General features: G+C 65.7%; 25 protein-coding genes. 10 read left to right on the top strand and 15 right to left on the bottom strand.

Going from position 1 to position 24,126, the window contains the following annotated elements:
* Positions 1-126: 126 nt before the first annotated feature.
* The 4 genes from ASD14_RS03435 to hutU form a co-directional block, all read right to left on the bottom strand.
* Positions 127-576, bottom strand: coding sequence for a nuclear transport factor 2 family protein (locus ASD14_RS03435; protein WP_056129087.1), 450 nt, complete (start codon positions 574-576; stop codon positions 127-129).
* 138 nt (positions 577-714) lie between these two features.
* On the bottom strand, positions 715-1,752 hold the full coding sequence (locus ASD14_RS03430; protein WP_056129085.1) for a DUF1615 domain-containing protein: 1,038 nt from the start codon (positions 1,750-1,752) through the stop codon (positions 715-717).
* Between the two features lie 71 nt (positions 1,753-1,823).
* Positions 1,824-2,489 (bottom strand): DsbA family oxidoreductase, encoded by a 666-nt coding sequence (locus ASD14_RS03425; protein WP_200947013.1) that lies wholly within the window; start codon positions 2,487-2,489, stop codon positions 1,824-1,826.
* On the bottom strand, positions 2,486-4,153 hold the full coding sequence (hutU, locus tag ASD14_RS03420; protein WP_056129082.1) for a urocanate hydratase: 1,668 nt from the start codon (positions 4,151-4,153) through the stop codon (positions 2,486-2,488). The genes ASD14_RS03425 and hutU overlap by 4 nt, the downstream gene beginning before the upstream one ends.
* A 145-nt stretch (positions 4,154-4,298) precedes the next feature.
* Between hutU and ASD14_RS03415 the strand changes: the two genes are divergently transcribed.
* Both ASD14_RS03415 and ASD14_RS03410 read left to right on the top strand, forming a co-directional pair.
* Positions 4,299-4,913, top strand: coding sequence for a TetR/AcrR family transcriptional regulator (locus ASD14_RS03415; protein ID WP_056129079.1), 615 nt, complete (start codon positions 4,299-4,301; stop codon positions 4,911-4,913).
* A gap of 116 nt (positions 4,914-5,029) precedes the next feature.
* Positions 5,030-5,875, top strand: coding sequence for an N-acyl homoserine lactonase family protein (locus ASD14_RS03410; RefSeq protein WP_056129076.1), 846 nt, complete (start codon positions 5,030-5,032; stop codon positions 5,873-5,875).
* 57 nt (positions 5,876-5,932) lie between these two features.
* Here ASD14_RS03410 and ASD14_RS03405 read toward each other — a convergent pair whose 3' ends face one another.
* Both ASD14_RS03405 and ASD14_RS03400 read right to left on the bottom strand, forming a co-directional pair.
* Positions 5,933-6,286: a hypothetical protein gene (locus ASD14_RS03405; RefSeq protein WP_056129073.1), complete on the bottom strand. Its 354-nt coding sequence runs from the start codon at positions 6,284-6,286 to the stop codon at positions 5,933-5,935.
* Between the two features lie 89 nt (positions 6,287-6,375).
* Entirely contained in the window at positions 6,376-6,906 is a 531-nt protein-coding gene (locus tag ASD14_RS03400) for a DUF4440 domain-containing protein (RefSeq protein ID WP_157475037.1), read from the bottom strand.
* Positions 6,907-7,008: 102 nt separating this feature from the next.
* Here ASD14_RS03400 and ASD14_RS03395 point away from each other — a divergent pair, with 102 nt between their 5' ends.
* The 3 genes from ASD14_RS03395 to ASD14_RS03385 all read left to right on the top strand — a co-directional run bounded on the left by ASD14_RS03395 (position 7,009) and on the right by ASD14_RS03385 (position 10,319).
* Positions 7,009-8,238: an ectonucleotide pyrophosphatase/phosphodiesterase gene (locus ASD14_RS03395; RefSeq protein ID WP_056129070.1), complete on the top strand. Its 1,230-nt coding sequence runs from the start codon at positions 7,009-7,011 to the stop codon at positions 8,236-8,238.
* Between the two features lie 75 nt (positions 8,239-8,313).
* A complete protein-coding gene (locus tag ASD14_RS03390; RefSeq protein ID WP_056129066.1) occupies positions 8,314-9,816 on the top strand; it encodes a DNA-3-methyladenine glycosylase 2 in 1,503 nt (500 codons plus the stop codon).
* Positions 9,813-10,319 (top strand): methylated-DNA--[protein]-cysteine S-methyltransferase, encoded by a 507-nt coding sequence (locus tag ASD14_RS03385; protein WP_056129064.1) that lies wholly within the window; start codon positions 9,813-9,815, stop codon positions 10,317-10,319. Before ASD14_RS03390 ends, ASD14_RS03385 begins: the two co-directional genes overlap by 4 nt.
* A gap of 86 nt (positions 10,320-10,405) precedes the next feature.
* Here ASD14_RS03385 and ASD14_RS03380 read toward each other — a convergent pair whose 3' ends face one another.
* The gene (locus tag ASD14_RS03380; protein WP_056129060.1) at positions 10,406-11,755 is read right to left on the bottom strand and encodes a formimidoylglutamate deiminase; all 1,350 of its coding nucleotides are present in this window, start codon (positions 11,753-11,755) and stop codon (positions 10,406-10,408) included.
* A 166-nt stretch (positions 11,756-11,921) separates the two neighbouring features.
* Between ASD14_RS03380 and hutI the strand changes: the two genes are divergently transcribed.
* Positions 11,922-13,160, top strand: coding sequence for an imidazolonepropionase (hutI, locus tag ASD14_RS03375; protein ID WP_056129058.1), 1,239 nt, complete (start codon positions 11,922-11,924; stop codon positions 13,158-13,160).
* Positions 13,161-13,173: 13 nt separating this feature from the next.
* On the top strand, positions 13,174-14,364 hold the full coding sequence (locus tag ASD14_RS03370) for a dipeptidase (protein WP_056129053.1): 1,191 nt from the start codon (positions 13,174-13,176) through the stop codon (positions 14,362-14,364).
* An 81-nt stretch (positions 14,365-14,445) separates the two neighbouring features.
* Here the strand turns inward: ASD14_RS03370 and ASD14_RS03365 are convergent, their stop codons facing one another.
* The 5 genes from ASD14_RS03365 to ASD14_RS03345 form a co-directional block, all read right to left on the bottom strand.
* A complete protein-coding gene (locus tag ASD14_RS03365; RefSeq protein WP_056129051.1) occupies positions 14,446-14,634 on the bottom strand; it encodes a 30S ribosomal protein THX in 189 nt (62 codons plus the stop codon).
* Between the two features lie 167 nt (positions 14,635-14,801).
* Positions 14,802-15,269, bottom strand: a complete 468-nt coding sequence (locus ASD14_RS03360) for a MerC domain-containing protein (RefSeq protein ID WP_056129048.1) — start codon at positions 15,267-15,269, stop codon at positions 14,802-14,804.
* A 49-nt stretch (positions 15,270-15,318) separates the two neighbouring features.
* Positions 15,319-16,131 carry a metal ABC transporter permease gene (locus tag ASD14_RS03355; protein WP_056129046.1) on the bottom strand — a complete coding sequence of 271 codons (813 nt, stop codon included), beginning with the start codon at positions 16,129-16,131 and terminating at the stop codon, positions 15,319-15,321.
* Entirely contained in the window at positions 16,128-17,042 is a 915-nt protein-coding gene (locus tag ASD14_RS03350; RefSeq protein WP_056129043.1) for a zinc ABC transporter substrate-binding protein, read from the bottom strand. The genes ASD14_RS03355 and ASD14_RS03350 overlap by 4 nt, the downstream gene beginning before the upstream one ends.
* A gap of 151 nt (positions 17,043-17,193) precedes the next feature.
* A complete protein-coding gene (locus tag ASD14_RS03345) occupies positions 17,194-18,606 on the bottom strand; it encodes a carbohydrate porin (protein ID WP_056129040.1) in 1,413 nt (470 codons plus the stop codon).
* 127 nt (positions 18,607-18,733) lie between these two features.
* Between ASD14_RS03345 and ASD14_RS03340 the strand changes: the two genes are divergently transcribed.
* Together ASD14_RS03340 and ASD14_RS03335 are read left to right on the top strand one after the other, a co-directional pair.
* Complete coding sequence (locus ASD14_RS03340; protein ID WP_235565303.1) at positions 18,734-19,189, top strand: MarR family winged helix-turn-helix transcriptional regulator; 456 nt, start codon at positions 18,734-18,736, stop codon at positions 19,187-19,189.
* Positions 19,186-20,412 (top strand): MFS transporter, encoded by a 1,227-nt coding sequence (locus ASD14_RS03335; protein WP_056129034.1) that lies wholly within the window; start codon positions 19,186-19,188, stop codon positions 20,410-20,412. The genes ASD14_RS03340 and ASD14_RS03335 overlap by 4 nt, the downstream gene beginning before the upstream one ends.
* 229 nt (positions 20,413-20,641) lie before the next feature.
* Here the strand turns inward: ASD14_RS03335 and ASD14_RS03330 are convergent, their stop codons facing one another.
* Together ASD14_RS03330 and gltX are read right to left on the bottom strand one after the other, a co-directional pair.
* Complete coding sequence (locus ASD14_RS03330; RefSeq protein ID WP_056129031.1) at positions 20,642-21,136, bottom strand: transcriptional repressor; 495 nt, start codon at positions 21,134-21,136, stop codon at positions 20,642-20,644.
* A gap of 9 nt (positions 21,137-21,145) precedes the next feature.
* A complete protein-coding gene (gltX, locus tag ASD14_RS03325; RefSeq protein WP_056129029.1) occupies positions 21,146-22,549 on the bottom strand; it encodes a glutamate--tRNA ligase in 1,404 nt (467 codons plus the stop codon).
* An 81-nt stretch (positions 22,550-22,630) separates the two neighbouring features.
* On the opposite strand from gltX, the gene lpxH reads away from it, so the two are divergent.
* Positions 22,631-23,362, top strand: a complete 732-nt coding sequence (lpxH, locus tag ASD14_RS03320; RefSeq protein ID WP_056129025.1) for a UDP-2,3-diacylglucosamine diphosphatase — start codon at positions 22,631-22,633, stop codon at positions 23,360-23,362.
* Between the two features lie 241 nt (positions 23,363-23,603).
* Here lpxH and ASD14_RS03315 read toward each other — a convergent pair whose 3' ends face one another.
* A complete protein-coding gene (locus ASD14_RS03315; RefSeq protein WP_056129023.1) occupies positions 23,604-23,975 on the bottom strand; it encodes a hypothetical protein in 372 nt (123 codons plus the stop codon).
* Positions 23,976-24,126: the final 151 nt, after the last annotated feature.

Raw genomic sequence — 24,126 nt, 5'->3', positions numbered from 1 at the left:
CACGGGTTCAGAAAGGCGACGAACCGGAAGAGGCGAAATCGACATTGACACGTCGGCGTCTCGCGGCCGCAGTGTCCTTGCATAGACCCGGCTGCCGCAAGCAGCCGTCATCGGCTGCGGCAGGATTCAATCCGCAGGTGGCCCGGGGAGGCGCGACGCATGGCTGGCCGCAAGCAGCCAGCGCCCGTCGCGATACAGCCATGTATCAGTAAAGCGGAAATCCGCCGCGAACGCCTCGCCGCCCGCCGTTCCCTTGATGCTGGTAATGCCGGTAACGATGGCCGTGTCGCCGTAGATGCGGATCGATTGGCCGTGATTGCGGAATGCCTCGTAGCGCGGCTCGCGGGCCTGCACTTCCTGCAGGTTTTGTTCGAGGTTCGTCACGGTTCCGCGCGAATCCACCAGCGTGAAGCGCGGGTCCAGTGCGCCGCGAAGATAGGCGGCATCGCCGCTTTCGAACGCTTCGCAGACAGCCGCCTCCGCCCGCAGGATCTCGCGCTCATCCTGTTTCGCGTCCCGCGCTTGCGCACCGGCCATGGCCAGCACGAGAGCCGGTATCAGCATCCATCCTTTCATCGTCGAGTCTCCGCGAACGCAGGAATGGCGATGCTACTAAGCCTACGACTGCATCGTCTTGGCGCGGAGGCGCGAACTCCGGCGCACCGGCGGTTGGAGAAAGACGACGAGCCCTTCTGATCGGTCTTGCGGCCGGGCTCACCGGGCCATGCACTGCTTCCAGCGCTGGTTCACGCGATCCGCGAACCACGCGGTGGTCAGCCTTCGGCTGATCTTCGGACTCTTCAGGTCGATCTGCGGCAGGCGTGCGCGGGCGAGCGCACCGCCGGCCTTGCGTTCGGCGATCGCGAAGACGTTGCGATACAGCGCAGTGTCTTCGAATGCGAGCAGGCGGCCCCTGCCCAAGTCATCGCGAATGCCGGCGGCATCCATTCCGAGTTGCGGTGCGATCGTGCGCACTGCGGCTTCGGTCGCGCCGGGACTGTCCATTGGCGCACCGGGTGCGAGCAGGTCGCCATCGAACACCAGTGCCTTGCCCGCAGCGATACTTACGGCACGTTGAAAGGCGGCGTTGCGACTCGCATACCAGCCTGCGTTGAAGTCGGCGAAGCGATACAGCGGTTGCCGGTAATTCGCCGGATAACCTAGCAGATGCATCGTGCCAAAATAGATGCCGCCGCGTCGCGTGAACACCTCATGGCGTATCGAGCCGTCGCGGGGGTATGGATATCCCCGCGCATTGCGTTCGGCGAAGGCGATGCTCACCTGCATCGGGCCGCTGGTGTGCACCGGATTGAAGCCATCGAGCATGCGACGCCCCAAGGGCACTCGATGAATCATCTCTTCGAACAGTTCCGACAGTTCGCGTTCCGTGCGTAGCGCCGCGAGGCGCTCGGCATAGGTGCGTCCGTCGGTCGAGCGGATGTCCAGCGCCGCGTCGAGCATGAAGGCGGGAACATGCAGGCGTTCGGCGCGACGTGCGATCTCATTGCGCGCGATCTGGGGAAGGCCGGTCACGGGCGGATCGGCGCGATAGGTCGATTCCTGCTCGATCACCGCCAGCACCGCGCACAGGTTGCTGACGCTGGGTTCGATCTCCTGCGCCGCGAATGCGGCCTGGATGTCACGTGCCCAATCGGCGCGATCGGGCACGCTGCGCGGGATCCGTCGCGTGAGTTCGGCGCGCACTTCTTCCGGCGTCGGACGCGGCTCGCACGCGGTGAGCAGCAGCGCCATCGCAACGCACGCCAGCACGAATCGTTTCGTTCGCTGGTGTGCTGAACGACGCCCGAGCCAGCCCGAGGGCATCATCCCCGCTTCGCCGCCGCGATCTGCCGCAGCGCGTTCTCGAACACCTCGACCGGCTGCCCGCCGGAAATCAGGTGGCGCTGCTCGATGATGATCGCCGGCACGCCCTGGATGCCGTTCTCGATGAAGAAACGTTCCTCCGCGCGGACTTCCCCGGCGTACTCGTCGGTGCCGAGGATCGCGCGTGCACGATCGGCCGACAGGCCCACGCTTTCGGCGACCTTCACCAGCGTGGCGTGATCGGAAACATCGCGCCCTTCGGTGAAGTAGGCGCGCAGCAGTGCGTGCTTGAGCACGGATTGCTTTCCTTCGAGCGCAGCCCAATGCAGCAGCCGGTGGGCATCGAAGGTGTTGTAGATGCGCCGCCGCTTTTCCATGTCGAAGGTGAAGCCCAGTGAGGCACCGCGCTGGCGGATCGTTTCCTGGCTCGCGGCAAGGTCAGCGTCCGACATGCCGTATTTCTTCTGCAGGTGCCCGGCGACGTCTTCGCCTTCCGAGCCGAGCTGCGGGTTCAACTCGAACGGACGAAAATGCAGTTCGACGTCCACTTCGCCGCGCAGGCGTTCGATTGCCTGTTCCAGCGAAGCCAGCCCGACCGCGCACCATGGACAGACCACGTCCGAGACGAAGTCGATACGCAGCGGCACCGTGGCGGCCGCGCTCACGACTGCACCATCGGCAGCTTCAGTCCCTGCTCCTTCGCGCACTGCTTCGCGATTTCGTAGCCCGCATCCGCATGGCGCATTACACCGGTGCCCGGATCGTTCCACAGCACACGCGCGATGCGTTTGTCGGCTTCGACGGTGCCGTCGCAGACGATCACGACGCCCGAATGCTGCGAATACCCCATGCCGACGCCGCCACCGTGGTGCAGCGACACCCACGTCGCGCCACCGGCGACATTGAGCATCGCGTTGAGCAGCGGCCAGTCGGACACGGCATCGGAGCCATCGCGCATCGCTTCGGTTTCGCGATTGGGCGAGGCGACCGAACCGCTATCGAGATGGTCGCGCCCGATCACCACCGGCGCCTTCAGCTCGCCGTTGCGCACCATCTCGTTGAACGCGAGACCAAGCTTGTGCCGCAGGCCGAGACCGACCCAGCAGATGCGCGCCGGCAGGCCCTGGAAGCTGATGCGTTCGCGCGCCATGTCGAGCCAGCGGTGCAGGTGTTCGTCGTCGGGAATGAGTTCCTTCACCTTTGCGTCGGTCTTGTAGATGTCCTCGGGATCGCCGCTCAGCGCGACCCAGCGGAACGGCCCGACGCCGCGGCAGAACAGCGGGCGCACGTAGGCCGGAACGAAACCTGGGAATGCGAACGCATTCGCACAGCCTTCGTCGAAGGCCATCTGGCGGATGTTGTTGCCGTAGTCGACCGTGGGAATGCCCTGCTCGTGGAACGCGAGCATCGCTTCGACGTGCACGCGCATCGACTGCTTGGCCTCGTCGCGCACCTTGTTAGGATTCGCCTGCTGTTCTGCCAGCCATTGTTCGATCGTCCATCCGATCGGCAGGTATCCGTGCACCGGGTCGTGCGCGGAGGTCTGGTCGGTGACGCAGTCCGGACGCACGCCGCGCTTCACCAGCTCCGGCAGGATCTCCGCGGCATTGCCGAGCAGCGCGATCGATTTGGCTTCGCCCGACGCGGTGTACTTCGCGATGCGTGCGAGCGCGTCGTCGAGATCGTTGGCCTGTTCGTCGATGTAGCGGGTGCGCAGACGGAAGTCGATGCTGGCCTGACGGCATTCGATCACCAGCGAAGACGCGCCCGCAAGCGATGCGGCGAGAGGCTGCGCGCCACCCATGCCGCCCAGGCCGGCGGTGAGGATCCACTTGCCCTTGAGGCTGCCGTTGTAATGCTGGCGCCCCATCTCGACGAAGGTCTCGTAGGTTCCCTGCACGATGCCCTGCGAGCCGATGTAGATCCACGAACCGGCGGTCATCTGGCCGTACATCATCAAGCCCTTCCTATCGAGCTCGTTGAAGTGCTCCCACGTCGCCCAGTGCGGCACGAGGTTGGAGTTGGCGAGCAGCACGCGCGGCGCGTCGGGGTGCGTGGGGAAGATGCCGACCGGCTTGCCCGACTGCACCAGCAGGGTTTCGTTGTCTTCCAGATTACGCAGCGACTCGAGGATCGCGTCATAGCTTTCCCAATCGCGTGCGGCGCGGCCAATGCCGCCATACACGACGAGCTCCGCGGGATTCTCCGCGACTTCGGCGTCGAGATTGTTCTGCAGCATGCGATACGGGGCTTCGGTCAGCCATGACTTGCAGGCGAGCGTGTTGCCGCGCGGCGCGCGGATGCTGCGGGACGGGTCGCGACGGGTCATGGCGGATTCCAGTGTTACGAGGAGTTGGAAAATTATCGCGCCGGGATTTCAATGCCCGCCATGCATCGCAGGTGGCAAGGGCCACGAAAACCTCCCTCGGACGTCGAATTCCACGCCTCGGGCAGCTTTTGTATACGCTGTAAACATGACGCGCAGCCGCAAAGCCTCCGCAACCTCGTCCGCAACGACCGGCACGGCAGATCGGATATTGGGCGCGGCACGCGCGCTATTCGAACGCGAAGGCGCACAGGCCGTCAGCATGCGCCGCATCGCGGATGCGATCGGCCTGACACCGATGGCGATCTATCGCCACTTCCCCAATCGCGAAGCACTGCTCAAGCGCATCAGCGACGACAGCTTCGATGAGATCGCGCGGCACTGGCTCGCGCGCAACCAGGGCGGCGATGCGCTCTCGCGCGTGATCGCGCTGCAACGCATCTACCTGGACTACGCGCTGGCGTATCCGCATCTGTTCGACCACGCATTCTCGACGCGGCGCGCGGATGCGCGGAAATACCCTGAAGACTTCCGTGCCGGACGCTCCCCCACGCTCGGCATCGCCGCAGACGCCGTGGCCGAGGCAATGCGTGCCGGCCTGTTGCGCACGGACGACGAGTGGGACGTAGCGATGACGCTCTGGGCGCATACGCATGGGCTGGTCGCGCTGTATCGCGCGGGACGTTTCAGTTACGCCGAGGCCGAATTCCGCCGCTTCTACGAGGCTTCGCTGCGCCGGCTGCTTGATGGCCTGAGGGCATAGGCATGCACCAACGCGGTATCGCTGGCGATTGTCCCGCCGATTGGACTCAGTGTTCGCCGCATGGTGGAGACATGGCGAAGATAATTCGCGCTCCTTCACCCACATGGACGATTGCAATGCCTCATCGAATCGCTCTTCTCATCGCCACGGCGCTGCTGGCCACCGCCGTTCCGGCGCAGGCTGCAAAGGCCCCCGCGACCATGCGCGTGTACGCATTGGATTGCGGCCGCATCGAGTTCAAGGACCTGGGCAACTTCTCCGATACCGGCGAATACGACGGCAAGCCCGGCACCCTTGCAGAGCCCTGCTTCCTGGTCCGCCATCCCAAGGGCGATCTGCTGTGGGACACCGGTCTCGGTGACCACTTCGCGGCGACGCCCGGTGGCGAAGAAGTACGTCCTGGCGTGCGTGCGATCGTCGACAGGCCCCTGATCGCGCAACTGAAGCAGCTCGGCGTGGCGCCGGCCGACATCGAGTTCCTGTCGTTCTCGCACTTCCATTGGGACCACACCGGCAACGCCAACGCCTTCGCCCAGTCGACGTGGCTGCTGAGCCGCCGCGAAGTCGACGTGCTGGAAAGCCCGCATCTTCCGCCCAACGTGAAGCCCGACACTTTCAGCGCGCGCACCCAGGCGAAGGTGGACCTGATCGACCTGGATCGCGATGTGTTCGGCGACGGCACGGTGAAGATCCTTCGCGCCAACGGCCACACCGCCGGCCACCAGGTACTGCAGCTGAAACTGGCGAAGGCGGGAACGGTGATCCTGTCGGGCGACCTGTTCCACACGCGCGAGAATTTCGAACAGGAGCGGATGCCGGTGTTCAACGATTCGCGTGGCGAAACGCTCGGCTCGATCGACCGGATCAAGCGCATCCTGAAGAACACGAATGGCCGCCTGGTCATCCAGCATGACCCGGGGGACTTCAAGGTGTTGCCGAAGATTCCCGCGTATCTCGATTGAAGGCGCAGAAACAGGAACGCCCGGCATTGCCGGGCGTTTTCTCGATGCAGGTGGCAATCAGTGGATGGCCGGATCCAGCTTGCGCAACGCATCGGCGAGATTGATGTCGCCGGTGCGGTCCAGGTCGTCGCGGGTGTAGGCGCGGCCGATTGCACCGTTGCTGCAAGTCCGCGACTTGCGGGCACTGGCAGTGGAGGCACTCGCATCCACCTTGTCCGCCGCACGGCTGGTGATGCGCGTGCCGGTGTGGCGCAGGCAGTAGGCGTCGCTCGCCGGCGGCTTGTTCGCATCGGCCCGCGCGGCCGCCGTGGTGTCACTGGCCGGTGTGGCCTGGGGTTCGGCTGCCTGGACCATCGCGGTGAAGGCCACTGCGCCGAGCAGGCTGATGAGGCTGATCTTCAGGCGTTTCATGCGTCGATCTCCCATGGTGCTTTCGTGGTCACCTTACGCCGCTGGCGTGGCCCCGGCATGTGTCGCGAAAACCGGGATTCAGCGGCTTGTCAGCTGTTCGCCGGGGCCACGCAGTCGGTGCGTCCGGCTTCGAAATTGCGGACGTCTTCGGTCGTGGCGGGACGGGGTTCGATGCCGTCGTCGAACAGTACGCGCCAGACGCCGTCGGCGTCCTTGTGCCAGACCGAGTGGAAGGCGCCGATGAGATAGCGCTCCTTGGACTCTGGATCGAGCACCTCGATCAGGCTCGGACCGCTGGACCAGGCCACGTCTTCGACGCCCGGCGCCATCGTCACGCGCGTCGGGTACCACTGCAGTGCGACGCGCTTGCCCTCGATCAGGCCGGCCCAGCGCCTCGCGATTGCATCGCGGCCGCGTTTGGGTTCGGGCGTGCTGGCGCCGAACGCCGCGTTTTCGGCCACGTGAGTCGCGAAAGTGGCGGCATCGTGCTCGGCCACCGAGCGGGCGAAGCTCTGCTCGCGCTGCCACACCGCGCACTCGCTGGCGGTGAGTTGCGGCGCGGCGGCCGCGGCGTTGGCAGACAGAAGAAGGCTGGCGAGTGGAAGCAGGAGGATGCGCATGAGGGTTCCGGAGATTTGCCGTGTCTGCCGGCATCTTGCCAGCGCGCCTCCGGCCATCGCACTGCAATAGTTGTCGCAAAGTCCGCTGGCTATGATCCCGCGATGAGCTTCCTTCGCGCCCTCGCATTCACCGCCTTCGCCTTCTTGCTGGCCGCGTGCGCTTCGACGCCTCCGGCGGCTTCCGGCGAACCCGCGCCCGTGCTGCTGATCTCGATCGACAGCTTCCGTCCCGATTACCTCGATCGCGGTGTCACACCGAACCTGGTGCAGATCGCCCGCGGCGGCGTGCGTGCGCGCTGGATGAATCCGTCGTATCCCTCGCTCACCTTCCCCAACCACTACACGCTCGTTACCGGATTGCGGCCCGACCATCACGGCATCGTGCACAACGTAATGCGCGACACGGAGCTGGGCGAATTCCGCAATTCTGATGAGATGGCGGTGCGCGAACCGCGTTGGTGGGGCGGCGAACCGGTGTGGGTCACGGCGGAGAAAGTCGGACTGCGCACGGCGACGCTGTTCTGGCCGGGCAGCGAGGCCCCCATCAACGGCACGTGGCCGAGCGACTGGGTGAAATACGACGACGGGATGCCGATGCCGCAACGGGTCGACATCGTGCTGGGATGGCTCGCGCGTCCTGCGCAACAGCGCCCGCGCCTGGTCACTTTGTATCTCGGCGCGCTGGACCACACCGCGCACGACTTCGGCCCGGATTCACCGGAAACCAACGCGACGTTGGCCGCGGTCGATGCGGCGATCGGCCGCCTGTTGCATGGCTTGTCGGCTCAGGGATTGCGGGATCGAGTCAACATCGTCGTCGTGTCGGACCATGGCATGGCGCCGGTGGCGTATTCGCATTCGCGCAGTGTCGAAACGCTGGTCGATCGCAATGACGCGACATACGTGAGCGCGGGTGAAGTGATTGGCTTCGTGCCGCGTCCCGGCCATGAAGCAGCGGCCGAAGCGCAGCTGCTCGGCCGTCATGGTCACTACGAGTGCTGGCGCAAGGGGGAACTGCCTGCGCGCTGGCACTACGGCACGCATCCGCGCGTGCCGCCGATTGTTTGCCAGATGGACGTGGGTTTCGATGCCCAGACGCCGGACAAACTCGCCACGCGCAAGCCCGGCTCGACGCGCGGATCGCATGGGTATGATCCGGCCGATCCGTCGATGCGCGCCTTGTTCATTGCGCAGGGACCGGCATTCCGGCAAGGCGTGGAAATCGAGCCGTTCGACAACGTCGACGTGTATCCGCTGCTCGCGGCACTGGTCGGTATCGAGCCGAAAGCGAACGATGGCGACATCGCGCCGTTGCTGCCGGCGCTCAAATAAACCGGCCCGGAACGCCACCCATACGATGTCCGAATCCGGCGAGTCCAGGCTCGCAGGCGGTGCTAGCCTGCGTGCATGACGATCCTCGCCGCCACGCTTCCCGATGCACGGACCTGCGAGCAGGCGCGGCGCAGCCGCGATCCGCGCTTCGATGGCCTGTTCTTCACCGCGGTAACGAGCACGCGCATCTACTGCCGCCCGGTGTGCCCGGCACCCATGGCCAAGCGCGTCACCTATTACACGAGTGCCGCTGCCGCCGAAGCCGCGGGGTATCGCCCTTGCCTGCGCTGCCGGCCGGAACTGTCGCCGGGCGATGGCGCGTGGCGGCGCGGCGATGCGGTGGTCGCGCGTGCGTTGAAACTGATCGAACAGGGCGCGCTCGACGATCAACCGTTATCGGTGCTTGCAGAGCGCGTCGACATCGGCGAACGGCAACTGCGTCGCCTGTTCGTGGAGCGACTCGGCGTTCCGCCCATGGGCGTGCACGGCACGCGCCGTCTCCTGTTCGCCAAGCAGCTGCTGACCGAGACGGTGATGCCGGTCACCGAGGTCGCGCTCGCCGCCGGCTTCGGCAGCCTGCGCCGGTTCAATGCGTCGTTCCTCGAGGCCTATCGCATGGCGCCGCGTGACCTGCGCAGGCAGCGCGTCGAAGTACCGGGTGAAACCCTGACCCTTCGCCTGGGCTATCGCCCGCCTTACGACTTCGCGGCGATGCTCGATTTCCTGCGCGGACGTGCACTGCCCGGCGTCGAAGTCGTGGACGACGCGAGCTATGCGCGCGTGATCGGGTCGGCGCAGGCGCCGGGCTGGCTGCGCATATCGCCATGGCCTGCTTCCCATCGTGCCTCGGACGAGCATGCACTGAAGCTGGAACTGCACGGCGCGCTCCCCACGCAGATGCTCGAAATCGTGAACCGGTTGCGGCGCATGTTCGATCTCGACGCCGACCCGCGGGCGATTGCCGACGCACTTGGCAGCGACGCGCGGTTGCGGCCGCTATTGAAGAAGCGGCCGGGCCTGCGCGTGCCCAGCGGTTGGGACGGATTCGAAATCGCGGTGCGCGCGATCATCGGCCAGCAGATCAGCGTCGCCGGGGCACGCACGCTGGCGTCGCGGCTCGTGCATCGATTCGGAGAGTCGATGGCTGCGCCGCTTGCACCAGGGCTCGACCATATTTTTCCGACGGCGGAAGCGGTTGCCGACGCGGATTTCGCGTCGATCGGCCTGACCCGGGCGCGCGCCGAAACCTTGCGAACGATGGCGCGGGCCCTGCTGGACGGACGCATCGACTTCAAGCCCGAGCGCACGCTCGACGACTTCACGTCACGCTGGGTCGCGCTGCCTGGCATCGGACCGTGGACGGCGCACTACATTGCACTGCGTGCGCTGGGCCATCCCGATGCATTTCCCGCAGACGATCTCGTGCTGCAGCGCTCGCTTCCGAACGATGGTTCGCGACTGAGCGCGAAGGCGTTGGCGGCGCGAGCGGAAGCGTGGCGGCCATGGCGCGCATATTCGGTGATCCATCTCTGGAAGGACTCGATGGCAACGACGCGACCAGCGAAGGTGGCAGCATGAGCGTCCTGTTCTATCGCTACATCGACAGCCCTGTCGGACCGCTGCTGGTCGCCGGCGACGACGAAGGACTGCAGCTGATCGAATTCCATGCCCCACGCCATCCGATGCGGCGCGGAGAGCACTGGCGCGAAGGCGATCACCCGGTCCTGCGGCAGGCGCAGATGCAACTTGGCGAATATTTCTCGGGAAAGCGCCGCCACTTCGCCCTGCCGCTGGCGCCACAAGGCACCGACTTCCAGCGCGAAGTCTGGTGGGAACTCGCCAGCATTCCCTTCGGTGGCACGGTCAGCTATGCCGAACTCGCGCAGCGCGTCGGCCGGCCCACGGCAACGCGCGCGGTCGGCGCGGCGAACGGGCGCAATCCGCTCCCCATCGTGCTGCCCTGCCATCGCGTGATCGGCGCGGATGGCAGCCTGACCGGCTTTGGCGGCGGGCTGCCGACCAAGCAGTTCCTGCTGCAACTGGAAGGCGCATTGCCGCGCGAAGTGGACTTGTTCGCCTGACCACCCGTGCGGGCGAACGACTCCGCCGCGCAACGCCGTGTGTGGTGCGCTTCACCACGCACGGAATGGGCGGCTACATGGACCGGTTATGTGGCGAGCAACGATCGCATGGTCTCGCGGTAACGCAGTGCAATGGCATCGCGATCGCGGTGCCGGCCATTCCCGACAACCTGGCGGCCAGCAACGTATACATCGCGCACCAGGTTGCGATTGCCACTGAAGATCCAGCGATCGATCGCGTCCTGGGCAGCCGCGCCGGCGAACTGCGGAGCATCGGCATCCAGGATCAGGCAGTCGGCATGCTCGCCCACGCCAAGCATGCCGATGCGATGCCCGGTCGAAGCCGACGCGCTCGCCATCACGCCCTGCACGAGCGTTTCGCCGACGCTGCCGGACCCCGCATGCACCGCGATGTTGCGATGGTGTGTCGCGAGCCGCTGGCCATACTCGAGCCAGCGGAGTTCTTCGATCGGCGATATCGAGATGTGCGAATCCGAACCCACGCCCCAGGCGCCGCCGGCATCGAGGTAATCGCGCAGCGGGAACAAACCGTCGCCGAGGTTGCCCTCGGTCGTCGTGCAGATCGCCACGGTCGCGCCGCTGCCCGCAATGCCGAGCGTTTCCTCACTGCTGAGATGCGTGGCATGCACCAGCGTCCAGCGCGCGTCCACGGCTGCGTTGTCGAGCAGCCATTCCACCGGACGCGCATTACGCAACGCAAGGCAGTCCTGCACTTCGCCGAGCTGCTCGGCGATGTGGATGTGGATGCGGCTGTCGGCTGGAAGCGCAGCCAGCACCGCGTGCATCGCATCAGGTGGAACCGCGCGCAGGCTATGCAGCGCACACCCGATGCACAGCATGTCGTTCTCTTCCGCGCGCAGCGTGTCGAGCAGGCGCAGGTAGCCGCCGACGTCGTGGCCGAAGCGGCGCTGCCGCTCGCCCAATGCGCGCCCGTCGAACCCGCCGGTCATGTACAGCACAGGCAGGAGCGTGAGGCGGATGCCCGTGTCGCGCGCCGCCGCGATCAATGCCCGCGACATCGCCGCCGGGTCGCCGTACGCACGGCCATCGAGCGCGTGGTGCAGGTAATGGAATTCGCAGACGGTCGTGTATCCGGCTTCGAGCATCTCGACGTACAGCTGCGCGGCCACTGCATACAGCGAATCGGGATCGAAGCGCGCGGCGAAACGGTACATCGTCTCGCGCCAGGTCCAGAACGAATCGCTGGGATTGGTCTGGCGCTCGGCCATTCCAGCCATCGCGCGCTGGAAGGCGTGCGAATGCAGGTTCGCGATGCCGGGCACGATCCAGCTCGCGCTGCCGCTGGGCTCGGCCTTGCGGGTAGCAGCGATGCGGCCGGCAGTGTCGATGTCGAATCCGGCATCGGCCTGCCATCCGGCCGGGGTCCACAACATGGCGGCGTCGAGGGTCTTCATGCGTGCATTCTCGCCCCGCCCTGCGGTCCAGCGGAAGGGTCGATGCCGTGGCGATGGATGACATCGGCAATCAAGACATGCCTGCAAACGGACAGTCCCGCTCCGCTGGGATGGCCTCCCCCGGCGCCATGCAGGAGCACGCAGCCCAAGCCGTAGAATCGCCCCAATGAATACCGCTGCTATACAACCCTTCGACGGCCTCATCCTTGGCGCGAACCTCGCGACACTCGATGACGAGCACGGCTATGGCGAAATCACCGACGGTGCGCTCGGCTGGCGCGATGGTCTAGTCGCCTTCGCGGGACCACGCGCGCTGTTGCCGGGCGACCCGCGTACGCTCGCGCGCGAAGTGATCGAAGCCACGGGCTGGATCACGCCAGGCCTGATCGACTGCCACACCCACCTGGTCTTTGCCGGCGACCGCTCACTCGAGTTCGAACTGCGACTGCAGGGAGCGAGCTACGAGGACATCGCACGGGCAGGTGGTGGCATCCTGTCTACCGTACGCGCGACGCGCGAAGCGGATGAAACCGAATTGCTGCGGCAATCGTTGCCGCGCGCCCGCGCGTTGATCGCCGATGGCGCGACGACGCTGGAGATCAAGTCCGGTTACGGCCTGGACTTCGACAACGAACGCAAGATGCTGCGCGTCGCGCGACAGATCGGTGAAGCACTGGGCGTCACTGTGCGCACCACCTGTCTCGCCGCGCATGCACTGCCACCGGAGTTTCGTGATCGCGCCGACGACTACATCACGGCCGTGTGCGAGTGGCTGCCGCAGCTGCATAGGGAAGGCCTGGTGGACGCCGTCGATGCGTTCTGCGAAGGCATCGGTTTCACTCCGGCGCAGACGCGGCGCGTGTTCGAGGCCGCGCGCGCACTCGGACTGCCCGTGAAGCTGCATGCCGACCAGCTCAGTGATCTCGGTGGCGCCGCGCTCGCGGCGGAGTTCGGCGGGCTCTCCGCCGATCATGTCGAACACACCTCGCCCGGGAGCGTGCGTGCGATGGCGGCGCAGGGCACGGTCGCGGTATTGCTGCCGGGCGCCTTCCACGTGCTACGAGAGACGAAGTTACCCCCGTTGCAGGCTTTCCGCGACCACGGCGTCCCGATGGCCATAGCCACCGACTGCAATCCCGGCACCTCGCCGCTGTTGTCGTTGCGGCACGCGATGCAACTGGCTTGCACGCACTTCCGCCTTACACCCGAAGAAGCCTTGCGTGGCGCCACCACGCACGCGGCGCGCGCACTCGGCTTGCATGATCGTGGCGTGTTGCGCGCCGGCATGCGTGCCGACTTCGTGTTGTGGGACGTCGGGCATCCGGCGGAATTGTGCTACTGGCTCTCCGGCCAGCTGGTGCGATCGGTGTACGCTGCGGGCCGGCCGATCCACTCATCCACGTGACACTGGAGTTCGCATGAAGCTACTCACCCCGGCGCTTCTCGTTTCGCTGGCGACTGGTTTTGCGGGGTTCGCCAATGCGGCGGAAGCGCCCGAAGCCGCGCGCCGCATCGCACAGGATGTCGTCATCGTCGATACCCACATCGACGCGCCGGGCGAACTGCTCGACCATTGGAACGACCTCGGCCTGCCCACGCCGACGCGCCAGTTCGATTACCCGCGCGCGCGCGCCGGTGGACTCGATGTCGCCTTCATGTCGATCTACACCTCGGCCGACGAGGACGAGCGGGGCGAGGCCTGGCAGATCGCGCAGACGCAGATCGATGCGGTGGAAGCGATGGTCGCGCGGCATCCCGACAAATTCGCGCTGCTGCGCTCCCCGAAGGACGTGCAGGAGCTGCAGCGCGGCAACAAGGTGCTGCTGGCGCTCGGCATGGAAAACGGCGGGCCGATCGGCGATGACCTGTCGAAAGTCGCGGCATTCCACGCGCGCGGCGTGCGTTACATCACCCTCGCGCACGGCCGCAACAATCGCATCAGCGATTCGGCCACGGACTCCGCGCCGCGCTGGAATGGCCTGAGTCCGTTCGGCCGCGAAGTGGTGAAGGAAATGAACCGCGTCGGCATCATGGTCGACGTCTCCCATTTGTCCGAAGCCGCGATCAGGCAGGCCGCAGAGCTGAGCAGCGTGCCGGTGATCGCCAGCCATTCGGCGTTGCGCCACTTCACGCCCGGCTTCCAGCGCAACATCAGCGACGAGAACGTCAAGGTGATCGCGGCGAAGGGCGGCGTGATCCAGGTGCCGTTCGGCAGCATCTTCATCGATGCGCAGGCGGCGAACGCGTACGCCAACGTCCTGCGCGAGCGCGAGGCCTATCGCGTGGCGAAACTGGCGGCCGAAGTCGCGGGCAAGCCGTTCACGGCTCCCGAACCCAATTCGCCGGTCGCGCCGCCGACTTCAATCAACCAGGTCTTCGACAACGTCGATCGCATCGTGCAACTGGCAGGCGTCGATCATGTCGGCATCGGTTCCGACTTCGACGGCGTGAATGGCGAACTCGCGGCGGAACTGCAGTCGGTCGCCGACTATCCGCAGTTCGTCGCCGGACTCCAGCAGCGCGGTTACAAGGACGCCGACATCCGCAAGATCCTCGGCGGCAACCTGTTGCGGGTGTGGACCGAAGTCGAGAACGCGGCGAAACGGTAACGGGCCACGCGTGCCGACATATCGAACGCAATAAAAAAGCCCCGCGATGCGGGGCTTTTTCGTGTCACTCCAAAGACCTGCTCAGGCGGCGGTCTTCTTGGCCACGGCCTTCTTGGCCGGCGCCTTGGAAACGGTCTTGGCTGCAGCCTTCCTGGCAACCGGCGCGGCGGCGGTGCCGTTGGCCTTGGTCACGGCGTTGCTGCTGCGGGCGTTGCCGTAGCTGGAGTTGTAGCGCTTGCCCTTGGCGGTCTTGCGGTCGCCCTTGCCCATGTTCGTGCTCCTGAAGCTGTCAAAAATCCGCACGGTTCGGGTGCGGGGGTTACGAAAGTCGCGCCTCGCGCGAGGCCGCGAAGTCTAGCACGCAGGTCCTCCTGGCCGAGATTTCGGAAACCTGCTGACTGCCTGTCGCGCGCAGGAGGCTTCGAGAACCGGGGTTCCTACCGGCTGAAGCCCTGGGGATCGGCCGGGGCGCAGCACGCGTCGGTGCCGTCATGCACATGGCCGTGGTTGAGCCGCAGGTTCGCCAGGTGCGCCAGTCCCACCAGCGTGCCGCCGATGGTCATTGCAATCGCGTGCGGGATGACCGCGTGATGCAGCGGCTCGTAGAGCACACCGGTCCACAGGATCGCCAGACCCGGCAGCAGCAGGCTCAGGGCACGCACCGCCCCATGGCGGCGGTAGCCCCAGACGACACTGAACAGGCCAAGCATCGTCGCGAACAGCACGAAACCACGTTCGAACCCCTCGCCCAGCCACACCGCGATGCCCAGCGACGGCAGCACGGCGATCACCACCGGCAGCAGCGCGCAGTGGATCGCGCACAGCAACGAGCCGAACGCGCCCAGCCGGTCGAGCATCGACCGGGTGGTGCGGTTGGATCGGGGCTGGCGGGGGATGTCGGTCATTTCGTTACATTGTAACGTTGGAAGATCGCGATTCTGTCACGACGGCCGGTTACGCCCCGGCGTCAAAAACAGGCCGCTCGGTTTCGTGCGCGGGATGCGAGCGGCGGACCGCGGGAACCGCCTGCGCGAGCAGTGCACAGCCCGCGAGGGTCCACACGATCATGGCGCCGCTGGGCAGGTCCAGCACCGCCGACAGGCCCAGACCGATGATGTAACCGAGTGCGCCCACCACGTATGCGGCGACAAGCCGTCCGCGTCCCTTCATTCCCGCCGTGGCCAGCGCCGGCACGATCAGGCTGGCGAAGACGAGATAGACGCCCACCAATTGCACCGACGCCGTGATCGCCAGCGCGAACAGCGCGTAGAACAGCAATCCCGCAAGCCGGCCGCCGCGCAGCCACATGAAAGCCAGCAATACCGCCGACAACACGACTGCGGGAATCAGTTGCGCATAGCTGACCCACAGGATCTGCCCGACCAGGAGATCCTTCAGGTGTTCACCGCCCTGCGGGTTGTCGGCAAGCAGCAGCAGGCCGCCGGTAGCCGCGAGTACGAACAGCGTGCCGATCAGCGGTTCCTGGTATTCCGGCCAGCGCCGGTCGGTCCACGACAACAGGCCCGCGCCGGCCAACGCCGCCGCCGCGGCGGCGAACTGCACACCGAGGCCGTGTTCGTCGATACCCAGGTACTGCGCCAGGATCACGCCCAGTCCCGCAATCTGTGCGATCGCCAGGTCGATGAAGATGATCCCGCGCGACAGCACCTGCTTGCCGAGCGGCACGTGCGTGGACAGCACCACGAGCCCGGCGACGCAGGCCGGGCCGAGGATGCTGAGATCGAGACCATCCCAGTTGAGTGTCACTTCGCAGCTCCTGCGTTGGATGCCCCAAGCAACTTGGAAATCGTGGAATCGAACAGGCCGAACAGGTCCTTCGACTGCGCATCGCCGCCGACGGTGAACGGCAGCGACACCGCGGGCACGCCGGTGCGGCCGGACAGCCACTCGGACGGCTTTCCGTCCTGGTACGCCGCACGCACGATCGCGAGCGTGTTCGCGCCCTTGGTCGTGGCGATCAGGCTGGCCAGGTGCGCGCTGGTCGGCGGCACGCCGGGCTTGGGTTCAAGCGCGCCGACCTGTTTGATGCCGAGCCAGTCCCACAGGTATACCCAGCTGATGTGGTGGACGACGACATTGCGCCCACGGAGCGGTGCGGCCTGCGCCTTCCACTTCGCCATCGCGGCGAGCCAGCGCTGGGTGAAGCTGTCGAGCCGCTGCTGGTAGGCGGCGGCGTTGGCGGGATCGAGTTGCGCCAGTCGCGCATCGAGTGCCTTGGCGATGACGAGCACGCGGCGCGGGTCCATCTGCACGTGCGGATTACCGTCGGGATGTACGTCGCCGTAGGCACGATCGAGCGCGGTCGGCTTCTCCAGCGTCTTCACCTGCGCGGCGGCCATGAACGAACCGGCACCGGACGCGACCTTCGAATTTCCGGACTGGCGGATCAGCTGCGGCAACCAGCCCACTTCGAGTTCCGCGCCCGTGCACACCATCAGGTCGGCGCTGCGCACCTTGGCGATGAGGCTGGGTTTGGCTTCGATCTGGTGCACGTCCTGCAGCGCGGACGTGCCAACGGAAACCTCGACCTTGTCGCCAGCGAGTTCGTTCACCAGCGAACCCCATTCGGGTTCGCAGGCGAACACCTTCAGCTTCGCCTGCGCGGGCGTGGAGATCAGCGCGGCGAGCAGCAGTGCGGGGATTGCGAAGAGTTTCATTGACGTCTTACCTCGAGTGAAACGTTGGGTGCTGGTCTTTGCTCGTCATTCCTGCGAAAGCAGGAATCCAGTGCCTTGCTGTTGCCACATATGTAAATCGAAAAGCAAAAGTCGCTGGATTCCTGTTTCGCAGGAATGACCAGCGGGAAAGTCAGAACTTGTGCGCACCGTGCGCGCCCAGGCTGGTCTGGTACTGCACCGTGACCGCGTTGTCACTGTCCTCGTTGTTCGGTTTGTCGTGGCTGAGCTGCAGGCGGAACAGGCTGAATTCGCTGTTGCGCCAGGTGAGCTCGGCGGTGTGGCGGTAGGGGTCGAAATCGCTCGCGTACGGGCCGCTCGCGTCCGCCCACAGCTTGTCGTAGCGGTAGCCGACATCCCACAGGCGATTGAGGCGATACACCGCTTCGACGTAACCGCCGCGACGCGCGCCGTTCCACGGCGAGGTGATCGTGTCGTCTTCCGGATCGATGAAGAGTCCGTCGCGATCGTCGCGGAAATACTCGGTGCGCAGGGTCACGCCACCATCCTTGAAGTTGCCCTGCGGCGCCCACTTCCAGGTCGCGTCGGCGACGTACACCTTCGCGTCGCCACTGAAGCCGTCTTCGCCGCCTTCGGTCTTCGTCTTCAGCATCGAAACGCCGGCAAGCCACTCGTTGTTGGTGCCCACATCGCCGCCGACGTGCGCGAACACCGTGTGCGTACCGACGCCACCCTGCTGCGCACCGCCGCTGGGATAGTTCTGTCCACGCAATGCTTCGCCGCCGACTTCAAAGAGGAAGCTGGTCGGCGCAACCCAGCGCAGCTGCACGCCGTCGTCGCCGTACTGTCCGCCGAGGAACGCCTGGTACGCCAGCGGCCGGTCGAAGAAGCTGTCGGTGTGCGCATGGTGGCTGTTGAGGTAGCCGATGTTGGAGAAGAAGCGACCCAGGCGCAGGTTGAAGCCGGCCGGCAACGCCGTGGTATCGATGTAGGCCTCTTCGATGCCGAGTTCGTCTTCGCCGTCCTCGCTTTCCATCGCGACGGTGAGCTGGCCGTAGAACTTGTCGTCGATGTTGGCGGCGAACGAGATTTCGCTCTCGCCCAGCGAGAAGCCGTCCGGACTGGGGCCACCCTCGCCTACCAGCGGGAAACCCGCGCGCGCATAACTTTCGGGATCCAGCGAGTGATGCGAATAACTGCCGTTGAGGATAATGCTGATTGCCGGATTGAAGGCGTTGCCGTTGGCGCCGCTCGCGCTCGTGGAGTCTGCGGAAGCCGCGATGTTTGCGGTGGGGTCGATGTCGAGCTCACTGGTCGCGCTGGCGGCCGGCGCTGCTTCGGGCGTGGCCGCAAGCGAGTCGATTTCCGCCTGCACGCTGTCAGCGGGAGCCGTGGGTGCGGCCTGCGGTGTGCTGGCGGGCGTGGAAGCCGTGGACTGCGACTTCATCGCCTGCAGTTCGGCCTGCAGCGCCTTGACCTGGGCCTCGAGCGCTTCGATGCGGCGGTCGGTCGCCGGGTCGGCCGCGAATGCGGGCGGGATCGCGAGGGTGCTCAGGATGCAGAGGGCAAGCAGGGATTTCCGCATGGGCGCGAGGCTCGCTGGCAGGGTTATGGGCGGGATGTAATAACATAACACTCGCTGTCGCGAAGCGGTCAATAGGGCTTTCGTCATCCCGTTGGCTGCAGGTCATTTCGACAGGAGTTGCAAATAGGTGTATATACACGTAATGACCGACCAGACGCCGCCTGTCAGCCACTGCACCTGCTTCCGCCTGCGCAAGCTCTCGCGACTGGTGACGCAGCGATACGACCGCGCCCTCGCCCCGCTGGGCCTCAACCTCAACCAGTACTCGATCCTGCGCCGCGCCGCGCGCGAGCCACGCCCGATCGGCGATCTCGCCCGCGAACTCGGCATGGACCGCACCACCCTGAGCCGCGATATCCGGCCGCTTGCCGCGGCGGGGTGGATCGAACTCGCCAGCGGTGCCGTCGATGCACGCCAGCGTTGCATCCATGTCACCGCTGCAGGCAAGGCACTGCTCGAAGATGCGAAGCCGCGGTGGCGCGAGGCACAGGACGCCATCAATGCGCTGCTCGGCCCCGGCATCGGAGCCCTGCACGACCACCTCGATCACGCGATGCAAAAACTGGAAGGCCGATCGGCATGAACACGACTTCGCAATCGCCGCGCTACTGGCCGCTGGTACTCGCCGCCACCGCCACGCTGATGGTCACGATGGGCATCCGCCAGTCGATGGGTCTGTTCGTCAGCCCGATCGGCAAGGCGACCGGCCTCGGTATCGCGCAGATCAGTTTCGCGCTCGCGATCGGGCAGTTCGTGTGGGGTGCAGTGCAACCTTTGTTCGGTGCGATCGCCGACCAGCGAGGACCCGGGCGCGTGCTGATCGCGGGTGGCTTGCTGCTGGTTGCGGGCACTGCCCTGGTGCCGTTCTTCGATTCGCAGTTCGGCCTGCTGATGACGTTGGGCGTGCTCACCGCCGCGGGCGCCGGCGCGGGCAGCTTCTCGGTGCTGATCGGCGCGACGGCGCAGCACGTACCCGCTGAGAAACGTTCGATGGTGGGCGGCGTGATCAATGCCGGCGGTTCGTTCGGACAGTTCGTGTTCGCGCCGTTCGTGCAGGCGTTCATCAGTGCATTCGGCTGGGCGGCGGCGATGTGGGCGCTCGCGGTGGCGGCGTTGTCGACATTACCGCTGGCGTGGCCGCTGCGCCGGCGCGAAGCCCCTGTGCGTGTTGCCGCGACTTCGAGCACGACCAATGGGATCACCTTGCGCGAACAGTTGCGCGTCGCCCTGCGCGATCGCAGCTACTGGATGCTGCATGTCGGCTTCTTCACCTGCGGCGTGCACATCGCCTTCCTGGTGACGCATCTCCCCACCGAAATCGCGATGTGCGGCCTCTCGCCGCAGGTGTCCGCGATCAGTCTCGGGCTGATCGGGCTGTTCAACATCGGCGGCAGCCTGGGCATCGGCTGGCTCGGCCAGCGCTATCGCATGAAGCACCTGCTTGCGCTGATGTATGCGAGCCGCGCGGCGTTGATCGCGATCTATATGGTGTCGCCGCCGACGCCGACGACCTTCTTCCTGTTCGCCGCCGGACTCGGCCTCACTTGGCTGGCCACCGTGCCGCCAACAGCGGGGCTGGTCGGAAAACTGTTCGGCCCGCGTTATCTCGGCACGCTGTTCGGACTTACGCTGCTGTCGCACCAGATCGGCGGTTTCCTCGGCGCATGGGTCGGCGGACTCGTCGTCGAACGTTTCGGCGGGTACACATGGATGTGGTACGCCGACATTGCGCTGGCATTGATTGCGGCGGCGGCAAACCTGCCGATTCGGGAAACGAAACTGGTGCTGCGTCCTGCGACCGCGTGAGTCTCGCAGTTCGCCGAAAGGGCGCCGTCAGGACAGCCGGTTGTAGAGCGCGATCGCAATGATTGCGAGGATCAGCACTAAGGTTCCGATGGCTTCAATATCTCCATCGAGCGTCTGCCGAGCCCAGCGACGCGTCCGCTTGCTGGTCAGCAGCGGACAACCAACAGCAGGCCGGCCACCGTCGTGACCGTGCTGATCACCAAGTGCTGTTCGAACCAATTCAACGGTGTTATTCCGCCGCTTCCTGTTTCGCGCAGTTCACGCAGAACCCATGCACTTCCAGCGTCTGCGCCTGCGGCATGAAACCCAACGCGCGGGCGCTGGCTTCGAGCGAATCGACGACGTCCGCATCTTCCAGTTCCGTCGCGGACTGGCAGTTGTCGCAGATCAGGAACGGCACCGCGTGCTGTTCGCCACCGGGATGGTGGCAGCCCACGTAGGCATTGATCGACGCGAGCTTGTGGATGAAGCCGTGCTCGAGCAGGAAGTCGAGCGCGCGATACACCGTCGGCGGCGCCGCGGCGTCGTGCGTCGTCTTCATCTGGTCGAGCAGGTCGTAGGCCTTGATCGGGCGGCCCGCATCGGCGATCAGCCGCAGCGCGTTGGCACGGATCGGCGTGAGGCGCAATCCGCGCTGCTCGCATGCGCGCTCGACCTCGCGCACGAAGCCGTCGCCATCGTGAACGTGGTGCTGCGGGTCGGTGCAGGCGGGGGAATGGGCCATGGCTTCGATTTAGGCGCCCACGGGCAGTTTTGCAAGGGCCGCGTTGATGCGCGCGACCGCTTCGCCCTGCCCGGCCAGGTACACCGTGTGCGAAATATCCGGGCTGACCTGCGTGCCGGTGATCGCCACGCGCAGCGGCTGCGCGACCTTGCCCATGCCGATGCCGAGCGCTTCGGCGGTTTCGTGCAATGCCGCGGAGACGGATTCAGCCGACCATGAAGGCAGCTTCGCCAGGCGCTCGCGCGCATCGGCCAGCGGCGCCTGCGCGGACGCGGTGAGGTGCTTGGCGACGGCGGCTTCGTCGTACTGCGTGAGTGGCTGGAACCACACCGCGGCGCGCTCGGCCATGTCCTTCAGCGTCTGCACGCGGTCGCGCAGTGCGACGACGATGTCGGCAGCCTGTGGGCCCTTCGACAGGTCGAAACCGTGGTTGAGCAGGTGCCATTCGAGATACCTGGCGACGTCTTCGGGCGCATCGGCCTTCAGGTACTGCTGGTTGAGCCAGCCGAGCTTCGCCGGATCCAGGCGCGAAGCCTTCGCGTTCACGTCCTTCAGGTCGAACAGGGAGATCATCTCCGCGATCGAGAAAATCTCCTGGTCGCCATGCGACCAGCCCAGGCGCACGAGGTAGTTCAGCAGCGCATGCGGCAGGTAACCGGCATCACGATACTGCATGACGTCGGCCGCGCCGGTGCGCTTGGACAGTTTGGCGCCCTGTTCGTCGAGAATCATCGGCAGATGCGCGAAATGCGGCACGGGCGCACGGAGCGCCTGGTAGATGTTGATCTGGCGTGGCGTGTTGTTGACGTGGTCGTCGCCGCGCACCACGTCGGTGATGCGCATGTCGATGTCGTCGACCACGACGGCGAAGTTGTAGGTCGGATAACCGTCGGAGCGGAAGATCACGAGGTCGTCGAGTTCGGTGTTGCTGATCTCGATGCGGCCCTTGACCTTGTCTTCCCATGCCACGACGCCGTCGAGCGGATTCTTGAAGCGGATCACGCGGTTCGGATCATCCCGGAAACCGGCATCCTGCTCGCGATAGGCGCCGTTGTAGCGCGGCTTCTCGTTCTTCGCCATCGCCGCTTCGCGCATCGCTTCGAGTTCTTCCTTCGTCTCGTACGCGTAGTACGCATGGCCGGATGCGACGAGTTGCTCGGCGACTTCCTTGTACCGGGCCAGGCGATGGGTCTGGTAGATCGGGCCTTCGTCGTAATCGAGACCCAGCCACTGCATCGCGTCGAGGATCGCGTCGATCGCGGCCTGCGTACTACGCTCCTGGTCGGTGTCCTCGATGCGCAGGATGAACTGCCCGCCACGGCGGCGCGCCTCCAGCCAGCAGTACAGCGCGGTGCGCGCGCCGCCGATGTGCAGGTAGCCGGTGGGACTGGGGGCGAAGCGGGTACGGGTCATCCTGGAGCTCGGGAACGTGCGGAAAGGTTGAATTTTAGCCGCTGCGCAGCGCGTCCGCCCCGAGCCCCTTAAAATGGCCCGATGACCACGCTTTTCATCTCCGACCTGCACCTCGATGCCGAGCGCCCGCAGGTCACCGACCTGTTTGGCCGTTTCCTGCGTGAAGAAGCGCGCCGCGCCGATGCGCTCTACATCCTGGGCGACCTGTTCGAGGCATGGGTCGGCGACGACGATCCCTCGGAAACCGGCGATTTCGTCGCTCGCGAACTGAGCGCGCTCGCTTCAGGCGGCGTGCCGGTGTTCTTTATCCGCGGCAACCGCGACTTCCTGCTTGGCGAAACCTACGCGCGCCGCGCCGGCATGGCGATCATGCCGGATCCGGTCGTGGTGATGCTGTACGGCCAGCCCACGCTGCTGATGCACGGCGACACTCTGTGCACCGACGACGTGGCGTATCAGCAGTTCCGCTCGCAGGTGCGCAATCCGGCGTGGCAACAGCAGTTCCTGTCGCAGCCGCTGGCCGCGCGCGTGGCGTTCGCGCAACAGGCACGTGCGGCAAGCAAGGCGCATCAGGCAGGACTGCAGGACAAGGGCGCGATGGAAACGATCACCGACGTGGCGCCCGTGACGGTGGAGACGACTTTGTCGCGTTTCGGCATCACTCGACTGATCCACGGGCACACGCATCGACCCGCGATCCATGACCTGGATGTAGATGGACGGGCGCATCAGCGCATCGTGCTGGGCGACTGGTATGACCAGGGGTCGGTACTGCGTGTGGACGCGGACGGAGTAAAGCTCGAAGCGCTTTGAGCTGGCGTTTCAAGCCCCTCTCCCTGCGGGTGAACAGCACCGTGCAATGAGCTGATTGCTCTTCATCTTCGCTTCGTCGCGCCCTCATCCGACGCTACGCGCCACCTTCTCCCGGAGGGAGAAGGGAAGGACAGATGCTCTATCGTCGTTCACCGAAGTCGCTTCGCCGCCTCGCATCCGGCGCGGCGCGCTACCCTCTCCCCTAGGGGAGAGAAAGCTCGCACTTCCTGGCTGTTCGCGATCACTTCGCGGCTTCAGCGCAACCCTTGTACGTCGTATCGCCGTAAATGAAATTCGCGACGTACTCGTAACGGTTATCCGACATGCCGTCGCTGCATTCGCCGGGGCGGATGTCGAGATTGAATTCCCTGTCTCCGTCCTTGCCGATGTAGACGAAGCCGACCAGCGACGGCACGCGCCTGCCATGCATGCTGCGCCCGGCCTGATCTTCCGGCGTACTGAAGATCAGCGTGTCGCCATCGACGCGCGCGTTCCAGAAGGGTTCGGTGCCGAACGCGCGCCAGGCCATCAGCGGCTCGTTTTCCTGGCCAGCGGCGCGCTTGGCTAGCGGGCCCGGCGGCGGCGTGGCCGGCATGGACGCGGGCTCGTTCATGGGTGCTGGCTCCGGAGCCATTGCAGCAGGCGTCTCCGCGGATGGTGATTGCGGGGAACGCGGGCATGCGGCTAATGACAACGTAGCCGCACAGAGAAGGAAAACACGGGTGAACTTGCTGCGCATGTTCGTCACTCCATCAGGTGGCGCA

The organism is Lysobacter sp. Root494, from assembly GCF_001427225.1.
GTDB lineage: Bacteria > Pseudomonadota > Gammaproteobacteria > Xanthomonadales > Xanthomonadaceae > Agrilutibacter.
The sequence above is the reverse complement of the archived record's forward strand: the minus strand, read 5'-3'. Positions and strand labels throughout refer to the sequence as shown.